General features: G+C 44.6%; 19 protein-coding genes. 5 read left to right on the top strand and 14 right to left on the bottom strand.

The window, feature by feature from the left end; genetic code table 11:
• Positions 1–7: 7 nt before the first annotated feature.
• On the top strand, positions 8–553 hold the full coding sequence (locus tag AB6E52_RS18365; RefSeq protein WP_102320550.1) for a glutathione peroxidase: 546 nt from the start codon (positions 8–10) through the stop codon (positions 551–553).
• The gene (locus AB6E52_RS18360; RefSeq protein ID WP_102320551.1) at positions 550–1,017 is read left to right on the top strand and encodes a DUF3429 domain-containing protein; all 468 of its coding nucleotides are present in this window, start codon (positions 550–552) and stop codon (positions 1,015–1,017) included. Before AB6E52_RS18365 ends, AB6E52_RS18360 begins: the two co-directional genes overlap by 4 nt.
• A gap of 74 nt (positions 1,018–1,091) precedes the next feature.
• Here the strand turns inward: AB6E52_RS18360 and AB6E52_RS18355 are convergent, their stop codons facing one another.
• From AB6E52_RS18355 to AB6E52_RS18335, 5 genes are all read right to left on the bottom strand, one after another.
• Positions 1,092–1,526 (bottom strand): N-acetyltransferase, encoded by a 435-nt coding sequence (locus tag AB6E52_RS18355; RefSeq protein WP_102320552.1) that lies wholly within the window; start codon positions 1,524–1,526, stop codon positions 1,092–1,094.
• Positions 1,527–1,677: 151 nt separating this feature from the next.
• Positions 1,678–2,292: a LysE family translocator gene (locus AB6E52_RS18350; protein ID WP_102320553.1), complete on the bottom strand. Its 615-nt coding sequence runs from the start codon at positions 2,290–2,292 to the stop codon at positions 1,678–1,680.
• Between the two features lie 108 nt (positions 2,293–2,400).
• Positions 2,401–2,733 carry a hypothetical protein gene (locus AB6E52_RS18345; protein ID WP_241910590.1) on the bottom strand — a complete coding sequence of 111 codons (333 nt, stop codon included), beginning with the start codon at positions 2,731–2,733 and terminating at the stop codon, positions 2,401–2,403.
• Between the two features lie 75 nt (positions 2,734–2,808).
• Positions 2,809–4,245 carry a lipopolysaccharide biosynthesis protein gene (locus AB6E52_RS18340; RefSeq protein WP_017067059.1) on the bottom strand — a complete coding sequence of 479 codons (1,437 nt, stop codon included), beginning with the start codon at positions 4,243–4,245 and terminating at the stop codon, positions 2,809–2,811.
• Positions 4,246–4,261: 16 nt separating this feature from the next.
• A complete protein-coding gene (locus AB6E52_RS18335; protein ID WP_017062218.1) occupies positions 4,262–5,188 on the bottom strand; it encodes a glycosyltransferase in 927 nt (308 codons plus the stop codon).
• 316 nt (positions 5,189–5,504) lie between these two features.
• Between AB6E52_RS18335 and AB6E52_RS18330 the strand changes: the two genes are divergently transcribed.
• Positions 5,505–6,653: a glycosyltransferase family 4 protein gene (locus AB6E52_RS18330; protein WP_102320555.1), complete on the top strand. Its 1,149-nt coding sequence runs from the start codon at positions 5,505–5,507 to the stop codon at positions 6,651–6,653.
• Positions 6,654–6,819: 166 nt separating this feature from the next.
• Here AB6E52_RS18330 and AB6E52_RS18325 read toward each other — a convergent pair whose 3' ends face one another.
• The 5 genes from AB6E52_RS18325 to AB6E52_RS18305 all read right to left on the bottom strand — a co-directional run bounded on the left by AB6E52_RS18325 (position 6,820) and on the right by AB6E52_RS18305 (position 10,035).
• Positions 6,820–7,593, bottom strand: coding sequence for a viroplasmin family protein (locus AB6E52_RS18325; RefSeq protein ID WP_102320556.1), 774 nt, complete (start codon positions 7,591–7,593; stop codon positions 6,820–6,822).
• Positions 7,594–7,674: 81 nt separating this feature from the next.
• Positions 7,675–7,980 (bottom strand): NIPSNAP family protein, encoded by a 306-nt coding sequence (locus AB6E52_RS18320; RefSeq protein WP_102320557.1) that lies wholly within the window; start codon positions 7,978–7,980, stop codon positions 7,675–7,677.
• 56 nt (positions 7,981–8,036) lie between these two features.
• Positions 8,037–8,366: an AzlD domain-containing protein gene (locus AB6E52_RS18315; protein WP_102320558.1), complete on the bottom strand. Its 330-nt coding sequence runs from the start codon at positions 8,364–8,366 to the stop codon at positions 8,037–8,039.
• 2 nt (positions 8,367–8,368) lie between these two features.
• On the bottom strand, positions 8,369–9,097 hold the full coding sequence (locus tag AB6E52_RS18310; protein WP_017062223.1) for an AzlC family ABC transporter permease: 729 nt from the start codon (positions 9,095–9,097) through the stop codon (positions 8,369–8,371).
• A gap of 104 nt (positions 9,098–9,201) precedes the next feature.
• A complete protein-coding gene (locus AB6E52_RS18305; protein WP_102320559.1) occupies positions 9,202–10,035 on the bottom strand; it encodes an AraC family transcriptional regulator in 834 nt (277 codons plus the stop codon).
• 236 nt (positions 10,036–10,271) lie between these two features.
• Between AB6E52_RS18305 and AB6E52_RS18300 the strand changes: the two genes are divergently transcribed.
• On the top strand, positions 10,272–10,610 hold the full coding sequence (locus AB6E52_RS18300) for a hypothetical protein (RefSeq protein ID WP_081324485.1): 339 nt from the start codon (positions 10,272–10,274) through the stop codon (positions 10,608–10,610).
• A 64-nt stretch (positions 10,611–10,674) separates the two neighbouring features.
• Here the strand turns inward: AB6E52_RS18300 and AB6E52_RS18295 are convergent, their stop codons facing one another.
• The 4 genes from AB6E52_RS18295 to AB6E52_RS18280 form a co-directional block, all read right to left on the bottom strand.
• Positions 10,675–11,214: a lipocalin family protein gene (locus tag AB6E52_RS18295; protein ID WP_017062226.1), complete on the bottom strand. Its 540-nt coding sequence runs from the start codon at positions 11,212–11,214 to the stop codon at positions 10,675–10,677.
• Positions 11,215–11,266: 52 nt separating this feature from the next.
• Entirely contained in the window at positions 11,267–11,734 is a 468-nt protein-coding gene (locus AB6E52_RS18290; protein ID WP_017062227.1) for a MarR family winged helix-turn-helix transcriptional regulator, read from the bottom strand.
• Entirely contained in the window at positions 11,697–12,710 is a 1,014-nt protein-coding gene (locus AB6E52_RS18285; RefSeq protein WP_102320560.1) for a DUF2955 domain-containing protein, read from the bottom strand. Before AB6E52_RS18285 ends, AB6E52_RS18290 begins: the two co-directional genes overlap by 38 nt.
• Positions 12,711–12,782: 72 nt before the next feature.
• Positions 12,783–13,832, bottom strand: a complete 1,050-nt coding sequence (locus AB6E52_RS18280) for an HlyD family secretion protein (protein ID WP_017062229.1) — start codon at positions 13,830–13,832, stop codon at positions 12,783–12,785.
• 286 nt (positions 13,833–14,118) lie between these two features.
• Between AB6E52_RS18280 and AB6E52_RS18275 the strand changes: the two genes are divergently transcribed.
• The gene (locus AB6E52_RS18275) at positions 14,119–14,880 is read left to right on the top strand and encodes a transporter substrate-binding domain-containing protein (RefSeq protein ID WP_102320561.1); all 762 of its coding nucleotides are present in this window, start codon (positions 14,119–14,121) and stop codon (positions 14,878–14,880) included.
• The last annotated feature ends 140 nt before the right edge of the window (positions 14,881–15,020 follow it).

Raw genomic sequence — 15,020 nt, 5'->3', positions numbered from 1 at the left:
CAGACTTATGAAACATTCACTGCTGTGCTCCACCGCCCTAATCGCGAGCCTAACAAGTTCATTCGCTTTTTCAGCTAGCTGCCCTGAGATACTCTACGGCAAACAAAGGCTGTTAAATTCAAACGAAGAAATTGAGCTGTGTGAAGAGTTTCATGGTAAGACTTTATTGATCGTGAACACGGCAAGTCAGTGCGGTTTCACCCCACAGTTCGAGCAACTTGAGCAGCTTCACCAAACGTATAAAGATCAAGGGTTCACGGTTGTTGGTTTCCCAAGTAATGATTTTCGCCAAGACAGAGGAAGCGAGGAGCAATCCGCTAAAATCTGCTACCTAGATTATGGTGTGACTTTTCCGATGATGGCGCGCGCTTCACTCTCTGGGCCAGACGCAAACCCAGTCTTTGCCGAAATCCAACAACAAGCCGGTATCAAACCGAAATGGAATTTCTACAAGTTCTTGGTCGGCAAAGAAGGCAAAGTGATAGCAACCTTCCCGAGTTCTACATCGCCAACCAGTAGTACCCTCAAAAATGCAATAGAGCAGCAGTTATGAGGTCAGATTACATGGAGACAACTCAAACACGCAACACCATGGCTAAGCTCGGTTATATGGGTTTAATCCCCTTTTTATTCGGCCTACTGTTATCACTCACCGACAGCCAATTCTTTAGCTTGAGCGGCGAAACACTCTTCATCACCTACAGCGTGGTTATCTTGAGCTTTTTGTCGGGCATTTTGTGGGGTAATGGGATAGAGAACTTCGAAAGCCAATCCAGCAACAAGGCTCTGATTCTAAGCAATGTTATTGTGTTGGCAGCGTGGCTAGCCGTGCTACTCGGTGAGCAGCAAGAGTTCCTCACCACTGTGATTCTGATCTTAGGCTACATTGCGGTTTGGCGAGCGGAGAGGACGATGAGAGAAGAGAACCAGAGCCAAGGTTCTGATGGCTACTTTGATATGAGGACTCGGCTGACCTCTAGTGTCGTGTTAATGCACGGTATCGTGATGCTAACCTAGAGCTACGAGATTGTCTTTGAAGTGTGAGCCTTTGATTTAGTTAAGCGCCTTTGTTAAAAACCGTTAGCAACAATCTAGATGATGAGCTTCATCACTAACCTCGGCTCATCATCACCAAAGTAGTTGTCTTCTTGCTTGATGGTAACGAACCCCATCGATGCATAAAGCGCACGAGCCGATGTGTTATTTGGGTCTACAGTGAGCAAAAGCCTAGCATCTCGATGCAACTGCTCAACCGCCTGTTGCATCAGGTTCCGGCCAACTCCCATGCCACGATAATTCTGGTCTACAGCCAATGATAGGACCCAAAACTCATTCTGCTTGTCTGTGGTTGTCGTTAAGGCATAGCCAGCAATCTTTGAGTCTTGCTTAACAACCAATAAACCTTTTCCCCAGCAATCAAAGGCCTGACGAAAGAAAAACAGCGGATAGGCGTGAGCGCCAAACAAAGCATGTTCAAGCAGGTAGATATCAGCCAGTTCTTGTTTTTCCGCACAAACAACATTCATAGATAGACCTCATTTAAACCGAACCTCAAGTTTAAACATGCAAACTCAAAGGTGCTATTAACAATATATCAACAGCCTAAAGGCTTACGAACTACCATAACGAAGATGCCACTTAACTAACGCCTGAGGAGTAGATTAGGTTACTTATGTTTTACTGTCGAATAACCAACAAATTTGCGCCAGATAACGCAAGAAAAACCGAGCACGCTTTGTTGAAACGTTTTGCCATTTGTGGCTTAGAGAACCAGTTTCTGAGGTATAAGCCAAATGCCGCGTAGATCGATATCGCGAGCATTTCTAACACTAGAAAGGTGCTACCTAAAACAAAGAATTGAGTATTTACGTTCGCTGAAACATCGACAAATTGAGGAAGGAATGCAGTGAAAATGAGTATCGCTTTTGGATTGCCAGCAGCGAGTGCAAATTCTTGTTTAAACAGACCAAACCAATTCTTATTTCGTTCGATATCCACGACCGGACTGGCGTGTGAGCGCCATAGGTTGAACGCGATCCACAACAGATACATCGCGCCAAATAACTTGATAAGGAAAAACAACGTTTCAGAGGTGTAAAGCACAACCGCTAAGCCAGATGCAGCCAAAGCAATCATGCCAGAAAAAGCGAGGATTCTTCCTAGGCCAGCGACAAAGGCGGCCTGAAATCCGTAACAACGGGCGTTGTTCATTGATAACAAATTGTTTGGACCCGGAGTCATGTTGAGCGCAAAACAAGCAGGGATAAACAGCAGCAACTTCCATATTTCCATTGGTATTTCCTAGTTTAAATATGCCAAGGTTGTCGTATCATTGAATGAAATATGACCTTTATAGCAGCTATTAAAACCAGTACCAATCCTACTACCGTATCCTTTCAACTAATTCTCAAAAAATTTCTCGTACTCTGGTGTCGCTAAGTTTTCTGCAATCCCCATTTCACCCACTATGTAAATGGCACTCGCAAGGGTTTCGATGGTTTGGTTAGGCTCCCTATCGGGCACTTCACCAACAACAGGAACGGGCTGACGTGCAGATGTTGAATTGCAGACTACGCTTTCACAAACGATGTTGTGTTGTTCCTGTTGGGAAACTTCAGGCGGCTTGAAATCCGTTGAATTGAAGTCGGGAGCAGTAATACCCTCACTTGAAAACTCAGAGGCGCTGTATGAGGCAGCTGAAAACAGAGAAAGGAGCACAATCCACTTGTTCATGTATCTTTCCATTGATGGCATTCATTGAATTTATAAATACTATCGAATCTCACACATTATGAACAGTGTTTTATTTTAATTTGCGTGAGACTGCTTACCCAGCATCAACTTGTCGAGCAGAGCTTGCGGGACAACGATCACTGAGTATTTAACAAAGGCCACCAGCGCGATTACACCAACAGCCGATCCAAGAATAAAGTCATGGACATCAACCAACACCAATCCCAGAAGTTGATCACTCGCTATCGCTACTAATGCGATGCTAACTGCGGTTACCCACTTGCTGTGTTCATAAGGTAATTGTTCCATCGCTTGGCTTACAACATACAGAAGCATGAGCCGCACAACATAAGTTGCACAAAGAACCGCGACAACACCCCACACGCCATAAATAGGCGTCACTGTGAAATAACCAATGGCCGCCAAGACCGCACATCCACCTTGAATCCACATTTGAGATTGACTCGAATCGCCACTGAAACAACCAAGGTTAAGATAATCACCTGCATTTTTGATAACGCTAATCGCAAGCAGCGCAACAACAATGGCCCCCGCGTAATGATAACTGCTCGGTAAAATGAGAGAAATAAATCCGGGTACCGTTAGAATCATCAACGAACCTAAAACAATGGCGAGGTTCACTCCGACTAACGCCCTATCGGCACACATCTTACTGCCACCCGGCTGTTGAAGCATCGCCACACGGTTTGGAAACCACCAAAGCGCGTAAGGCTGCAACAACAGACCAAGAATCAACGCGAACTTTCCGCTAACCGCATAAATCGCGAGTTCTTCGACACCGACGAAGCTTGCCATTACCCAGCGGTCGAGCCCCATGATCATATACATTGATGCACCGCCAACCAGAACGGGCAGTCCGAATTTTAAGATCTTCGCCGAGTATTTGAAGCAACCAAAAGATCCCATCTCTTGCCATTGATAACGCACTAAACAAACCATTAGCAACACACTGGATACCGCAGCTGAAATCAACACGCCATCTATACCGTATCCAGCCTCAAGCAAAACAAAAGTCATGATGGCTTGAACACCGGCTTTCAACACATTGAGCATGCAAAAACGTTTCGCCATCGCGTTCATACGCATCAGCGTTAGCGGGATAGAAATCGCCCCATCGAGCATGGTAGGAATAAGCAGAAGCAGTATCTGGTAAGGCTGGAATTCAACTGGCAACATTAAGATTAACAACGGCATACTGAGGGCAATCAAGGCGCCCCCAAGCACGCACACCAGCACGCTCAATGTGAAGCAGTTCGAGACGAGCTTTTGCTTTTCATCACCTTCGGCGACACCCACATAACGATACATGGCATCGACAATACCGAAGCTGAACAATATCGTCCCAATGTCTGCCAGCAAGACAATGGCTTCTAAGGAACCATACTCTGCCAACGTCATATTGTGCGTAATGTACGGGATCATCACCAATGAAATCCCTTTCATCATTAATATACCGATGGCGTAGTAAGCCGACTGCTTTAAAGAACCCATAGTCGTCACCTTTTCCTTACCAAGCTGGCTTTAGGAAACTTTTACAGTCTCCAATTAGGTGTCGCAATGTGCGTTTTTGAGGTGACATGACCAAAGAACGGAAACTGTAGGCAATAGCCTGTCTATTCTGTTGTAAACCTCGATAATAGTCAGCATAACCTTCCAGTATTCTCGCCTTTGCGATTTTGAAGCTAGAAGTGGGTAGATTCCATCGTTGACTGTCATTTTGGTAATGTTGAAGAATAGTCTCTATAGACTGCAAATTTCTCAATTTAAGACTTTCAGTTTGGGTAACAGAGCTCGCTCTCATCAAGTAGCCAACCTGCACCGAGTTCAACACACCGATCTGATGGTTTTCACTCATTCGAAGCCACAGTTCCCAATCTTCCCCATACTTGATGTCAGCATTGAAACTGTCTGTTTGAGAAAACACATCCGCTTTCACCATGACCGTTGATGTTCCAATCACGTTATTTTCTATGATGAACTCCAACGGGTTCTCGATATTTATGAACAGCTCATCTTGATCTTGAAACTGCGACCAGTAACTAAAGCAGTCGACTATTACTTGGTAATCTTCAGTAAGATGCTCGTAGTTAGTAAAGCTCATCGCGAGATCAGGGTAACGTTGATGAAATTCGAGTTGGCGCTCAATTTTTTCAGGAAACCAGAAATCGTCTGCGTCTAAAAAAGCGATGTATTCACCGGTCGCCTTTTCAATCCCTAGGTTTCTCGCTTGAGGCGCACCAACACCCAATGTGGACAACGTAATAATGCGTTCATCGTCTATAGAAGCAAGATACGTCGACGTTCCATCGTTACTGTTATCGTCAATGACAATCAGCTCAACATCTTGATGAGTCTGCTTTAGTACACTGCCAATCGCTTTCGGCAGGTAATCCAAACAATTGTAGGTAGGAATAACAACACTTACTTTAGCCATAATGACGCCCTCAGATTTATACGTTATATGGCTGACGTTGCATGTTCTATGCCGAGAGTGTCTTGCTATGAAATCACATCTAGATCAGCCACCTACGCGTCCATTCTCAAAATGACGACCAAACACAGATGTTCAAAAAAACTGCAACTCCAATTTGATTATCAATTTGAGAAAACAAGCCACCTCTTAAGGGGTAACCTTCGAAAAGCAATCAGAAAGCCCTCCAAAGCTACGATTCGATCTTGGTTCGTATCTTGCTTTATTGGTTATTACCTTGGCTTGATAGCTTTAGTCATATGGATTTGAGGAGTAAGGAATGAAGAAAGTAGCATTTGTGGCGCCAACCTACCCAGTACTCAGTGAGACCTTCATTCAAACAGAAGTCGACTCTGTGAAAGCGTGTGGGCACGATGTTTGTGTAATGACGTTCAAAATTGAAAACAGTGAAAAACAGTTCGACTACGACATTGTCGAAATAGGTAAAAATGTTCGGAAGGGTAAAGTCGCCAGCATTAACTGGATAGGTTTCATCAAGGCTGTCTCATTTATTTCTAAGCAAACCAGCATGCCGAAAAAGTCACTGTTCGCTTATGGGTTTAAATTAGCGCTGCAACTCGCGGAAAACGACGTCGAACACGTACATGCGCATTTCTGTCAGCACACCACAGCTCACGCCATCGTCGCGGCAAAGCTGCTGAATATCACCTGTTCGTTCGTTGCTCATGGTCATGATGTTTACGAGTTCGCTTATGACATTGAACATAAAATCTCATCGAGTGATTTTGTGGTTGCAGTGTGTAAAGACATGCTTGCTGACTTCAATACCATGGCGAAAGGAAACATTAAGCTCCTGCATTGCGGAGTTAATACCAAACAGTTCCAACTCAACCCAAAAACCGAAACGAAGCAACTTCGCTTTATTTTCCTTGGCCGATTAGTGGAGCAAAAAGGTATCCACCATCTTATTGATGCATTGGCGCCGATTGCCGAACCTCTCGACATTCATCTCGATATCATCGGTACTGGCGATTTAGAGCAACAGTTAAAATTGCAGGTCAAAGAAAATGGGCTCACTCGAAACGTGACCTTTCTTGGCGCTAAGCCTCATGAATGGGTGAAAGAGAAACTATCGAATTATGACAGCCTAATCGCGCCCTTCTGTTTTTCCGAAACCGGGTGTGTGGATACAGGACCACTGGTTTTAAAAGAAGCGATGGCCGTAGGAACGCCAGTTATTACCACCAACATCATGGGATGCAAAGAGATCGTCTCACAAGAGACAGGTTTTGTGGTTGGCGAAAAGAATGTGGAAGAATTAAGAGAAGCGATTGAGCGTTTCGCGCAACTAAGCAGCAACGATAAAGCATCGATGGGGTTAAAGGCACGTGAGAGAGTGAAAGACAGTTTTAATTCGATCAAACAAGCTCAGCAATTATCTCGTTGGATAGAGAACCCAGCTCAATAAGGATTAACTCAGGCAGTAAGCATCACAAGAACGACTAAGCACCATAAGAAAACGGAGCACCACAAAAACAAAAGAGCGCTACATCAATTTGAAATGTAACGCTCAACTTAGCACTGCCCAATGATCGCGACTTATGCTTTCAGTAGCTTTTCATTAAGAAGCCTAACTAGCCTGCTCGCAGTGCCAAAATAGACTCAATATCGTCGATGTCACGATATTGAGCGAGTTGTTGCTCTTTCGATGAAATAGCCACAATCGACATTCTATCGGCCAATTCGTTACCTTCAATACCAACGTGTCCGTTCACATGGTAGATGGTAATTTTTGAAGCCAGCTCTTGGTAGAGCGCATACGCCGGCTTAATAATATCGAGGTTTTTGATCTCGCCGCCCGACTTAGTCCAGCCCTTTTTCTCCCAACCTGTTGCCCACTTAGTAATACAATCTATCGAGTACTTAGAGTCACAATAGATCGCTACAGACAGACCCGCGTTTAGCTTCTCTTTTGCGAGCAAAAACGCCTGTTTAAGGCCATGCAACTCAGCGGTATTATTGGTACCAACAGGTTGATACAAGCCATACCACAATTCGGTTAATTGGTTGTTTTGGTATACCGCTAACCCCGTCCCCGCTTCACCGGGGTTTGGCTCACAAGCACCATCGGTAAAGATCTTGATATCAAAAGGCATATCAGTGATTTGCTGCTCCGAAAGAGGCGGCACCTTAGCTTTCGTCGCCTTACCCGAAGAGTTTGGCTTTGTCGCTGTAGAACCTGACGCAGACGACGTTTTACCACCGAAAGCAGACTCAGCCTCGCCTAGTGTTGGGAACGATTTATATCTCGCACCAGCAAAGCCATCGACTTGAGACTTACACTCATTCCAAGTGGTAAAAATACCCGGTGTACGACCTTTCCAAACCACATAATATTTCTTAGCCAAACTAACTCCTTACCAAAACCTAAACACACAAACAGCGAATCAGTACATTAGATGCCACCAAGCTATACGTTGCAAGGTCTATCACTCTAAAACAGGTCTAAAAAAGCTGCGTTCATAACTCACGATGCAATCAACTTCGTCTGCAAATTCAAACGCTTTAATACACTCAGCATCGCTCAACGATTTAATCCGATACTCTTCATAGGCAGCCAAACTTTCAAAGGTAAACAGCGCCATGGCAATATTGTTCGCCCCTTCCGACGGTAAGAAATAACCATTGTGTTGACCTCCGAATTTAGCGACCAGAGGAATCCACATTTTTGCGTATGCCTCAAACTCATTTACCTTTTTAGGATCAATCACATATCGAACATAACAAGTAATCATATTTATACAGCCCTTAAAGAATAGGAGAAACACAAAGCCTAAGTTGACGTTGAAGCTCAAGAAAAAAGGAAATCAACCGCGACAAGGTTATAGAACAAAAACACCGCCATGCTGACGCCGATAGTAAGTAGCACATTGCCTGTTTTCCAAATCAACAGACCTGTGACCAGCGCGCCTATCAAGTATGGGTTTTCAAGGCTTGGCCAAAATGTTTGTTCAGGAGCAAATACAATTGGCCCCCAAATCGCAGTCAGCACCGCTGGGCTTGAATAGCGCAATAGGCGCCTTGCGGTTTGATTGAGTCGAAGCGGGATTGCAGGCTCAAGAAACAAATACCGACTAAAGAAAACAATCGCAGTCATGAGGAATATCGTTAACCAAATCATCTCTATTTCCCCTCCACGATTGTCTTGTTACCGTTGTTTCGCTCTTGGAACGATTCGCTGATAAAGCCCGCTAACATTCCGGCAATCGCTGCAATCATTAGCCCGCCCTCAATATTGTTAACCGACATAGCAACTGAAGTGACCAATGAAACCACCACACATACGACGACAGGCACTGTTCTGATTAATGGAAAAACTAACGCAATAAAGGTTGCTGCGACCGCGAAGTCGAGCCCAATCTCGTTAAGTGATGGAATTTGGCTTCCCGCGACAATGCCAACAAAGCTCGCGATATTCCAAACAAGATAAAAACCGCCGCCTACACCCGCAGCATACCAGCGATTAAATTCTTTCTGAGACTGCCCGCTACAAATCGCGAACAGCTCATCGGTGAGCCAAAATCCGAGTAATAGACGCCAACGCGCAGGAAGATGGCTAATTTTGTCACGCATCGATACGCTATACAGAAAGTGTCTTGAGGTGATGAACAGTGTGGTCAACAACATAGTGCCTAAACCAATACCCGCTTTGAACATACCCGCAGCGACAAGTTGCGCTGAGCCAGCAAACAAAATAGCCGACATCGCTTGCGCTTGAAGTTGATTCAATCCGGCATCTATCGCATATGAACCGGCTAGAATTCCCCAAGGGATTACCGCAATACTCAAAGGCATTCCCGCTAAAACGCCTTTCCATAACTGTGTTCGTCTATCCATTGTTTCACTATCCATATCATTCTTTTCTCTCTTTACATTCGCTATTCAATGTAAGAAGAGTGGAGTCGGTTCGATTGTACAAACTTGCTCGATTTCGCGAACCAATTAAGGTGTCCGATTTAGAGCATTTTAATGTATTGCCCCGGCGTGTAGCCATTGGCCTTTTTGAAGTGTCGATGAAAATGGCTTTGGTCGTGAAAGCCAGACTCTTGCGCGGTGTCTGAAATGGTATGTCCTTGTTTCAATAACTTACGCGAAAGCCTTAACCGAGATTGGATTTGATACGCATGTGGCGGAAGACCAAACTCTTTTTGAAAAGAACGCACTAAGTGAAACGGACTCAATGCCGCTAACTTAGACAGCTCCTCTAGGGACACATCGGCTTGTGGAAAATCATCTAAGAACTCTTTCACCAAGACAAGCTGGCGCTGAGTTTTTCCGTCGAGTTGAGGGTTAAGCGGCGATTTTCCGTGTCGGCTAATCAGTTTAACCAACATCCCGTACATCAAGGTCTCTCTTAACAAGCGATTGTCAGATTCATCAATCGTGTTAAAGACTAATCTCAATTGATTGGCGAGTTCAGGATCTTCAACAACCGCTCTTGGGAAGTAAGGCGCCCCGTAATTGGGTAGGTTTAGCTCTTGAGTGATCTTGGCAAGTTGATCTGGGAGTGGATACATGGCTCGATACGCCCAACCGCCTTCAGTGGCAGAGTGACCGCTATGGACTTCGTCGGCATTGACCAGAATAATCGCATTTTGTGGCGCAATATGATGTCCGCCCGTTCGATAGAAACGCTGAGCGCCCTGCTCGATGACTCCCAGCGTATAGCCCTCGTGGCTGTGGCGCGAGAAGTTCTGCTTTTCGTATTCAGCATTAAGAATTTCAAGGCCGCCGAGCTCTTCGGTTATCTTATATTCGGCCTTTTCTTTAGAGCGTTTATTGTTCTCCATAACAATTCCTAAGCCTGTTAATTATCGAGCGACTTATCAGTCTACTCTATTGTCTCTTTCAGCTTTTGTACAAAATTGCGCTTTTGCTTGTTAAGACCGTTTTTATCACTGGCTTAATAACGCTTTCTAACTGGGAGGAAAGTCTTGGTCTATAAATAGTTGGCGAAAAATTGACAATAATTTAATCATACATGCCAATACTGTCTTCAAATCATCGGCAACAGACCTGATACAACATGAAAAATACACTGATCCTTTTCTTTTTCCTGAGCCTAGCAGGGTGCACTCATAACCAATCCAAAGCACTGAGCATGAACTCCTCGTCAGTCAATACATATCCTCAATCGATGTCGGACCTGCAACTGTGCGACACCTTGTATTACGGGCGCTCAAGCAACCAGACACTCGCAGCAATTGGCAGTGAATTCAATCGAAGAGGGTTATCAAAAAGTTGGTGTGACACCGAAACTAATAAGCTTTATTTAACCAAGACAATCGATTGGGTTGCTGACCAAGTAGAAGGCAAAGAAGATTCAGAGGAAGAAGCGTCGGCAGTGGTGTTGCCAGCGAATTAGAACGGGTTAGCAATGTTGTTTGCTTATTAGCCGAGCTACCTAGTCAGGACTAGCCGAACTTACTTTATTGTTCAGGCACATCATTGATATGTTGTGACACACGAACTAGCTTACTGGTTTTAAAACCCATGCTCTGCGCCCGTTCAATCAGCGAGTCTAAGTCTTGTTTGGTGAACTCTGCAGTGCGATACAAGATCTGTAAGGTATTTTTGGTAGGACCCACCAACAAAGCCTGAGTGTAATCTTCATTCAAGAAAATTACCTTTCTCTGCTTCTCATAAGGGCTATTCGCTTCGACTGAAAACCACGCTTCGGTTTGAGAGCCCTTAAATGTTGCGGCTTGTTCTTTGGTCTTCCACTCATTCTTTTTCGCGTTGTAGCCTCGAGTTGTCAGCTTAAGATTACCGTCAGATTCAAATAAAAAGCTAAACGACAAAGAACCGAGCTTTGATTGCAATGGATGCGGGATAAAACAAGCGGAATACCATGTACCAGCGAAGCGTTCGGCATCAAAGTCAGAGGCGGGGATTTTAGACGTAGGTTTACTGCCACGAAACGTAAACAACAGCTTAATCATTAGCATCGCTAATATTTTGTATGTCATGTCACTTACTCTTTATTCGATTGTTATTAGACCCACACCTTCGATCGCATAATCAGTCGACGAATTGGTCTGTTTTTACAAGCTTAGCCAACAAGGTCTGTAACTGCTTGGATTCGTCTTCACTCAACGCACTCTGAAACTGCTCGCTGATACTATCGACCATAGGCTCACAATATTCGGCAAGCTTCTTGCCCTCTTCCGTTAAAGAAAGAAGTTTTACCTTTTTGTTCGTTTCACTCTTGCTGGCCTCAATAAGGTTCAGCTTAATCGCGTTATCAACCAAACGCTTGGTCACAGAGCGATTTCGAAGCAAGTAATTGGTTAACTCTTGCTGAGTGATTTTGCCATGCTTATCTAACACTCGAAGCGCACCAAACATCTCTAGAGAAATGCCCGAAGTGGTGCCCATCTCAGCGGTGACTTGAGCTCGAAACTGTTTGTAAGCAAAGCCCATTAAGAACATAGGATTGCTGTCGAGTGCATCAATTCCGGTGATGGATAATGCTGGTTGATTTTCCATATATAATTCCTTGGCAGACCACTAATAATACCAACACGATGGACATTAACTCTGCACGAAAGTAGGTATCTTGCAAACCAAGATCGGTTGCTGAAACATAGAGTTGCAATGGTAGCATAGTTCCTAACATCGCTTCAGTATGCATACCTCGCACGCCACCACGACTGCCGCTGATCCAAATTGCTATCATGGTCACCAAGCTTGTTAGTCCAATGATATACACCCAATTATAGGAGTGTTGCCCCGCTAACAAGGTTACGAAGACCAACGCCAATGCACAACCACCAACGTGGGCTTGTAAACAGTTTTTCACCACCATTTGATAGTTCATGCGTTCACTTTGCGCAGCCGCAATAATCACAGGCATCATACAGAACGTCGCGGCAATCAAATCGACCATCATCAAAAATGCTAAACCAACTCCAAGCATGACCACATATATCACTCGCTGCTGGTACGTCACAGGAACACTTTGCATTGGCAGCGGCGACATCGCTTTGGGCGGCTTTAAGAGCAGCATCACAAATCTCACCACAACCATGGTCGTCACCATGCTCACTGCTATATCGCGAACCCAGTCCGTCATCGGCATTGGGCCATGTTGTGCAAACACAATCACCAAAAACCAATTGAGCAATGGGATGTAGATTTTCCCAAGTTTGGCAGGCGTGTCGGCCCACCTTCTTGCTAAATCAAATACCCATAAACTGATCCCCCAAACCACTGCCGGGTGTGAGGCAAATAACTGATCGACAAGCAGAGCCACACAAGCGACACCCAAGATAGGGAGAAACGCTTTGAGCATACCTCTCACTGAGTAGTCGTTAATCTTGGTCGCCGCCATTACCGGATAAAGAGCGAGGTACGCCGCAACACCTAGCTGTAGCCAAAGTTGAGCCAACATACCCAAAGACACGATAGCGCTGATCCAAGCTACTTCAGACCAGTTAATCGGGCCTCGAACTTCGTTATTCATAATCTGCCTCTTAGGTCGTAAATCGTTATTTCGTCAGTGGGTAGTCAGTTAGTCGATGATTGAAGAGCACAGTTAAACTAGGTAACGAATGCGAGCTAGCACTTCCATCCATGCACTTCCGATCACATCCCAAAACGTCGCTTCAGGCACCACCATCACGCTCACTTTAGAGCCTGAGAACAATGAGTGATCAAGTGACGGCAACGTTACTTGTGTACGCACTTTTTGTTGGTCTCGAATCCAGCGATCATCATTCACGACTTTCGCGAGGCCGCTGTTGTCGCTGCTCGCATCATAGATAGCCAGTTCACGACCTTGAATATTTCCCTCAAACACCTCACCAGGCATTGCATCAAACACCAAACGAACGGTTGTTCCCGCAGTCAGATTTGCACTGCCCTTTTCGTTGAAGTCTGCGTTAATCCAAGCATGCTGGCGATCAACCAAAAACAAAACGGGGCTGCCAGCGCCAACATAGGTTCCTGAGTTAAGGTTGAGATTGCTGATTACGCCATCAACAGGCGCGACGATTGTCGTTTTGTCCAAATCCAATTGCGCCAGTTCAACGCGAGTTCGAGCAACAGCCAAAGCACCGTTGTCGCTGCTTTTCTCAAGCTCAGCTTTTATCTGCTCAATATCGGCTTGCGCAGCTTCGACGGCTTGCTGTCTTACAATCGTGTCCGATCGGCTATCGTCTAGCGTTTCTTGGCTAACAAGTTTTCTCGAAATCAATTGCTGGTTACGCTTCAATTTTCTCTCGGCATTCAGAGCTTCGTGTTGGCGCTGACGTAACGTCGCTTCCGCGCCATGCAAGTGCTGCTTGTTTGCTTCATAGCTTTGCTCTGCTTCAACCAAAGCCGCTTCAGCCTGAGTTAACGCCAATTCAAAACGAGTTGGATCTAAGCGAACTAGCAGTTCCCCTTTTTTTACATCCTGACCATTCTTAACAGCCAACTCCACCACTGGCGCCGACACTTCTGCAGCAATACGGCTGGTTGGAATGTGCAATTGAGCTTGAGTTGTGAACGGCGCAAGGTTGTCACTTGCCACCAAGAAAAGAGCAAACAAGGCACTGGTGCCAAGTGTTAGATAGAGCATCCATTGATACGCTTTATTAGCCATAATGTTTCACCTGCAACAAAATAATGCGCTCATTGTATTGATTTTTGTTTCAGATGCAACATAAATCAAAGGTGAGTATCTTAAAGATCTTGCGAGAAGTACAGCAAGCTACTGTTTATGAAAGATATAAATAGAAATTTAGATAAGAAAAAGTCGTGTAGTTAGTTTGGGAAGCAAGAGTTCCAGAAGTTATCTAATGCCTTTGCTCACAATGATATGCATTAACATTGATATTCTTTAACATTTGATTAACCAACTTATCCATTAAAACTATAAGGAAATAAAAATGAAGTGGATATTTGTTGTATTCGTCAGTGTTTTCTCAGTATTTACTTACGCAAAAGATTGGAAGCAAATCCGATTTACGGTGGAAGGAGCATGCCCACCATTCAGCTGGACAACGCAAGATGGTGAATTAGAGGGGTTTGAAGTCGATTTAGCCAACGCCTTGTGTGTCGAATTAGAAGTAAAATGTATCATCTCAAAAACTGACTGGGACGGGATTATCCCTTCGCTTTTAAGCCGTAAAAACGATGCAATTATAGCGGCTAAGACAATTACCGAAGAACGTGAAAAGAAAGTTAACTTCACGATGCCTTACGCTAAAGTTCCCACTCGTTTTGTCATGGAAAAAGGGCGTGAAATCAATATGGATGACGGCAGCTTAAATGAACTAACAATTGGAGTTCAGCGCGCTACCATTGGTGACAAATACCTTTCCGAGATCTACCCAAATGTAGATACCAAGCGTTATGGATCATTCGACGAAGCCTTTACCGATTTACTCAACGGGCGCCTAGATAGCGTGTTTGGTGATTCTATGGGACTCAATACGGGCTTTCTTGAAACGGAGCAAGGTAAGGACTACCACTTTACGGGTCCTAAATTTATAGAAGAAAAATGGTTCGGGCGTGGTATTGGTGTCGCGGTACGAAAACAAGATAATGAACTCAAAGATCTTATTGATGACGGTATCCAGCGCTTGATCGACAATGGTCAGCATCAAAAAATCGCAAGTAAGTATTTTTCATACAGCATTTACGAATAGTTTGGTATGCAGTGTGGACTAAACTAATTGCGAACTGTGTTCACTTTAGAAAGCATCAGATAGCAAAAAGCCGCTCATAAAGAGCTAATGCCGATCGTTTAAGAAGACTTGAACGATCCTGCAGTTAGCAGATAATCCCC

Source organism: Vibrio sp. 10N.247.311.13 (assembly GCF_041467595.1).
Lineage (GTDB): Bacteria > Pseudomonadota > Gammaproteobacteria > Enterobacterales > Vibrionaceae > Vibrio > Vibrio crassostreae_C.
This window is presented reverse-complemented; position numbering and strand designations above follow the sequence as displayed.

Bases quoted from the DNA above. Each gene is read 5' to 3' on its own strand.
- AB6E52_RS18320 (WP_102320557.1), bottom strand. From the start codon at position 7,980: ATGATTACTTGTTATGTTCGATATGTGATTGATCCTAAAAAGGTAAAT.
- AB6E52_RS18350 (WP_102320553.1), bottom strand. From the start codon at position 2,292: ATGGAAATATGGAAGTTGCTGCTGTTTATCCCTGCTTGTTTTGCGCTC.
- AB6E52_RS18365 (WP_102320550.1), top strand. From the start codon at position 8: ATGAAACATTCACTGCTGTGCTCCACCGCCCTAATCGCGAGCCTAACA.
- AB6E52_RS18290 (WP_017062227.1), bottom strand. From the start codon at position 11,734: ATGGAAAATCAACCAGCATTATCCATCACCGGAATTGATGCACTCGAC.
- AB6E52_RS18285 (WP_102320560.1), bottom strand. From the start codon at position 12,710: ATGAATAACGAAGTTCGAGGCCCGATTAACTGGTCTGAAGTAGCTTGG.
- AB6E52_RS18335 (WP_017062218.1), bottom strand. From the start codon at position 5,188: ATGGCTAAAGTAAGTGTTGTTATTCCTACCTACAATTGTTTGGATTAC.
- AB6E52_RS18280 (WP_017062229.1), bottom strand. From the start codon at position 13,832: ATGGCTAATAAAGCGTATCAATGGATGCTCTATCTAACACTTGGCACC.
- AB6E52_RS18300 (WP_081324485.1), top strand. From the start codon at position 10,272: ATGAAAAATACACTGATCCTTTTCTTTTTCCTGAGCCTAGCAGGGTGC.
- AB6E52_RS18305 (WP_102320559.1), bottom strand. From the start codon at position 10,035: ATGGAGAACAATAAACGCTCTAAAGAAAAGGCCGAATATAAGATAACC.
- AB6E52_RS18345 (WP_241910590.1), bottom strand. From the start codon at position 2,733: ATGAACAAGTGGATTGTGCTCCTTTCTCTGTTTTCAGCTGCCTCATAC.
- AB6E52_RS18355 (WP_102320552.1), bottom strand. From the start codon at position 1,526: ATGAATGTTGTTTGTGCGGAAAAACAAGAACTGGCTGATATCTACCTG.
- AB6E52_RS18340 (WP_017067059.1), bottom strand. From the start codon at position 4,245: ATGGGTTCTTTAAAGCAGTCGGCTTACTACGCCATCGGTATATTAATG.
- AB6E52_RS18295 (WP_017062226.1), bottom strand. From the start codon at position 11,214: ATGACATACAAAATATTAGCGATGCTAATGATTAAGCTGTTGTTTACG.
- AB6E52_RS18360 (WP_102320551.1), top strand. From the start codon at position 550: ATGAGGTCAGATTACATGGAGACAACTCAAACACGCAACACCATGGCT.
- AB6E52_RS18310 (WP_017062223.1), bottom strand. From the start codon at position 9,097: ATGGATAGTGAAACAATGGATAGACGAACACAGTTATGGAAAGGCGTT.
- AB6E52_RS18330 (WP_102320555.1), top strand. From the start codon at position 5,505: ATGAAGAAAGTAGCATTTGTGGCGCCAACCTACCCAGTACTCAGTGAG.
- AB6E52_RS18315 (WP_102320558.1), bottom strand. From the start codon at position 8,366: ATGATTTGGTTAACGATATTCCTCATGACTGCGATTGTTTTCTTTAGT.
- AB6E52_RS18275 (WP_102320561.1), top strand. From the start codon at position 14,119: ATGAAGTGGATATTTGTTGTATTCGTCAGTGTTTTCTCAGTATTTACT.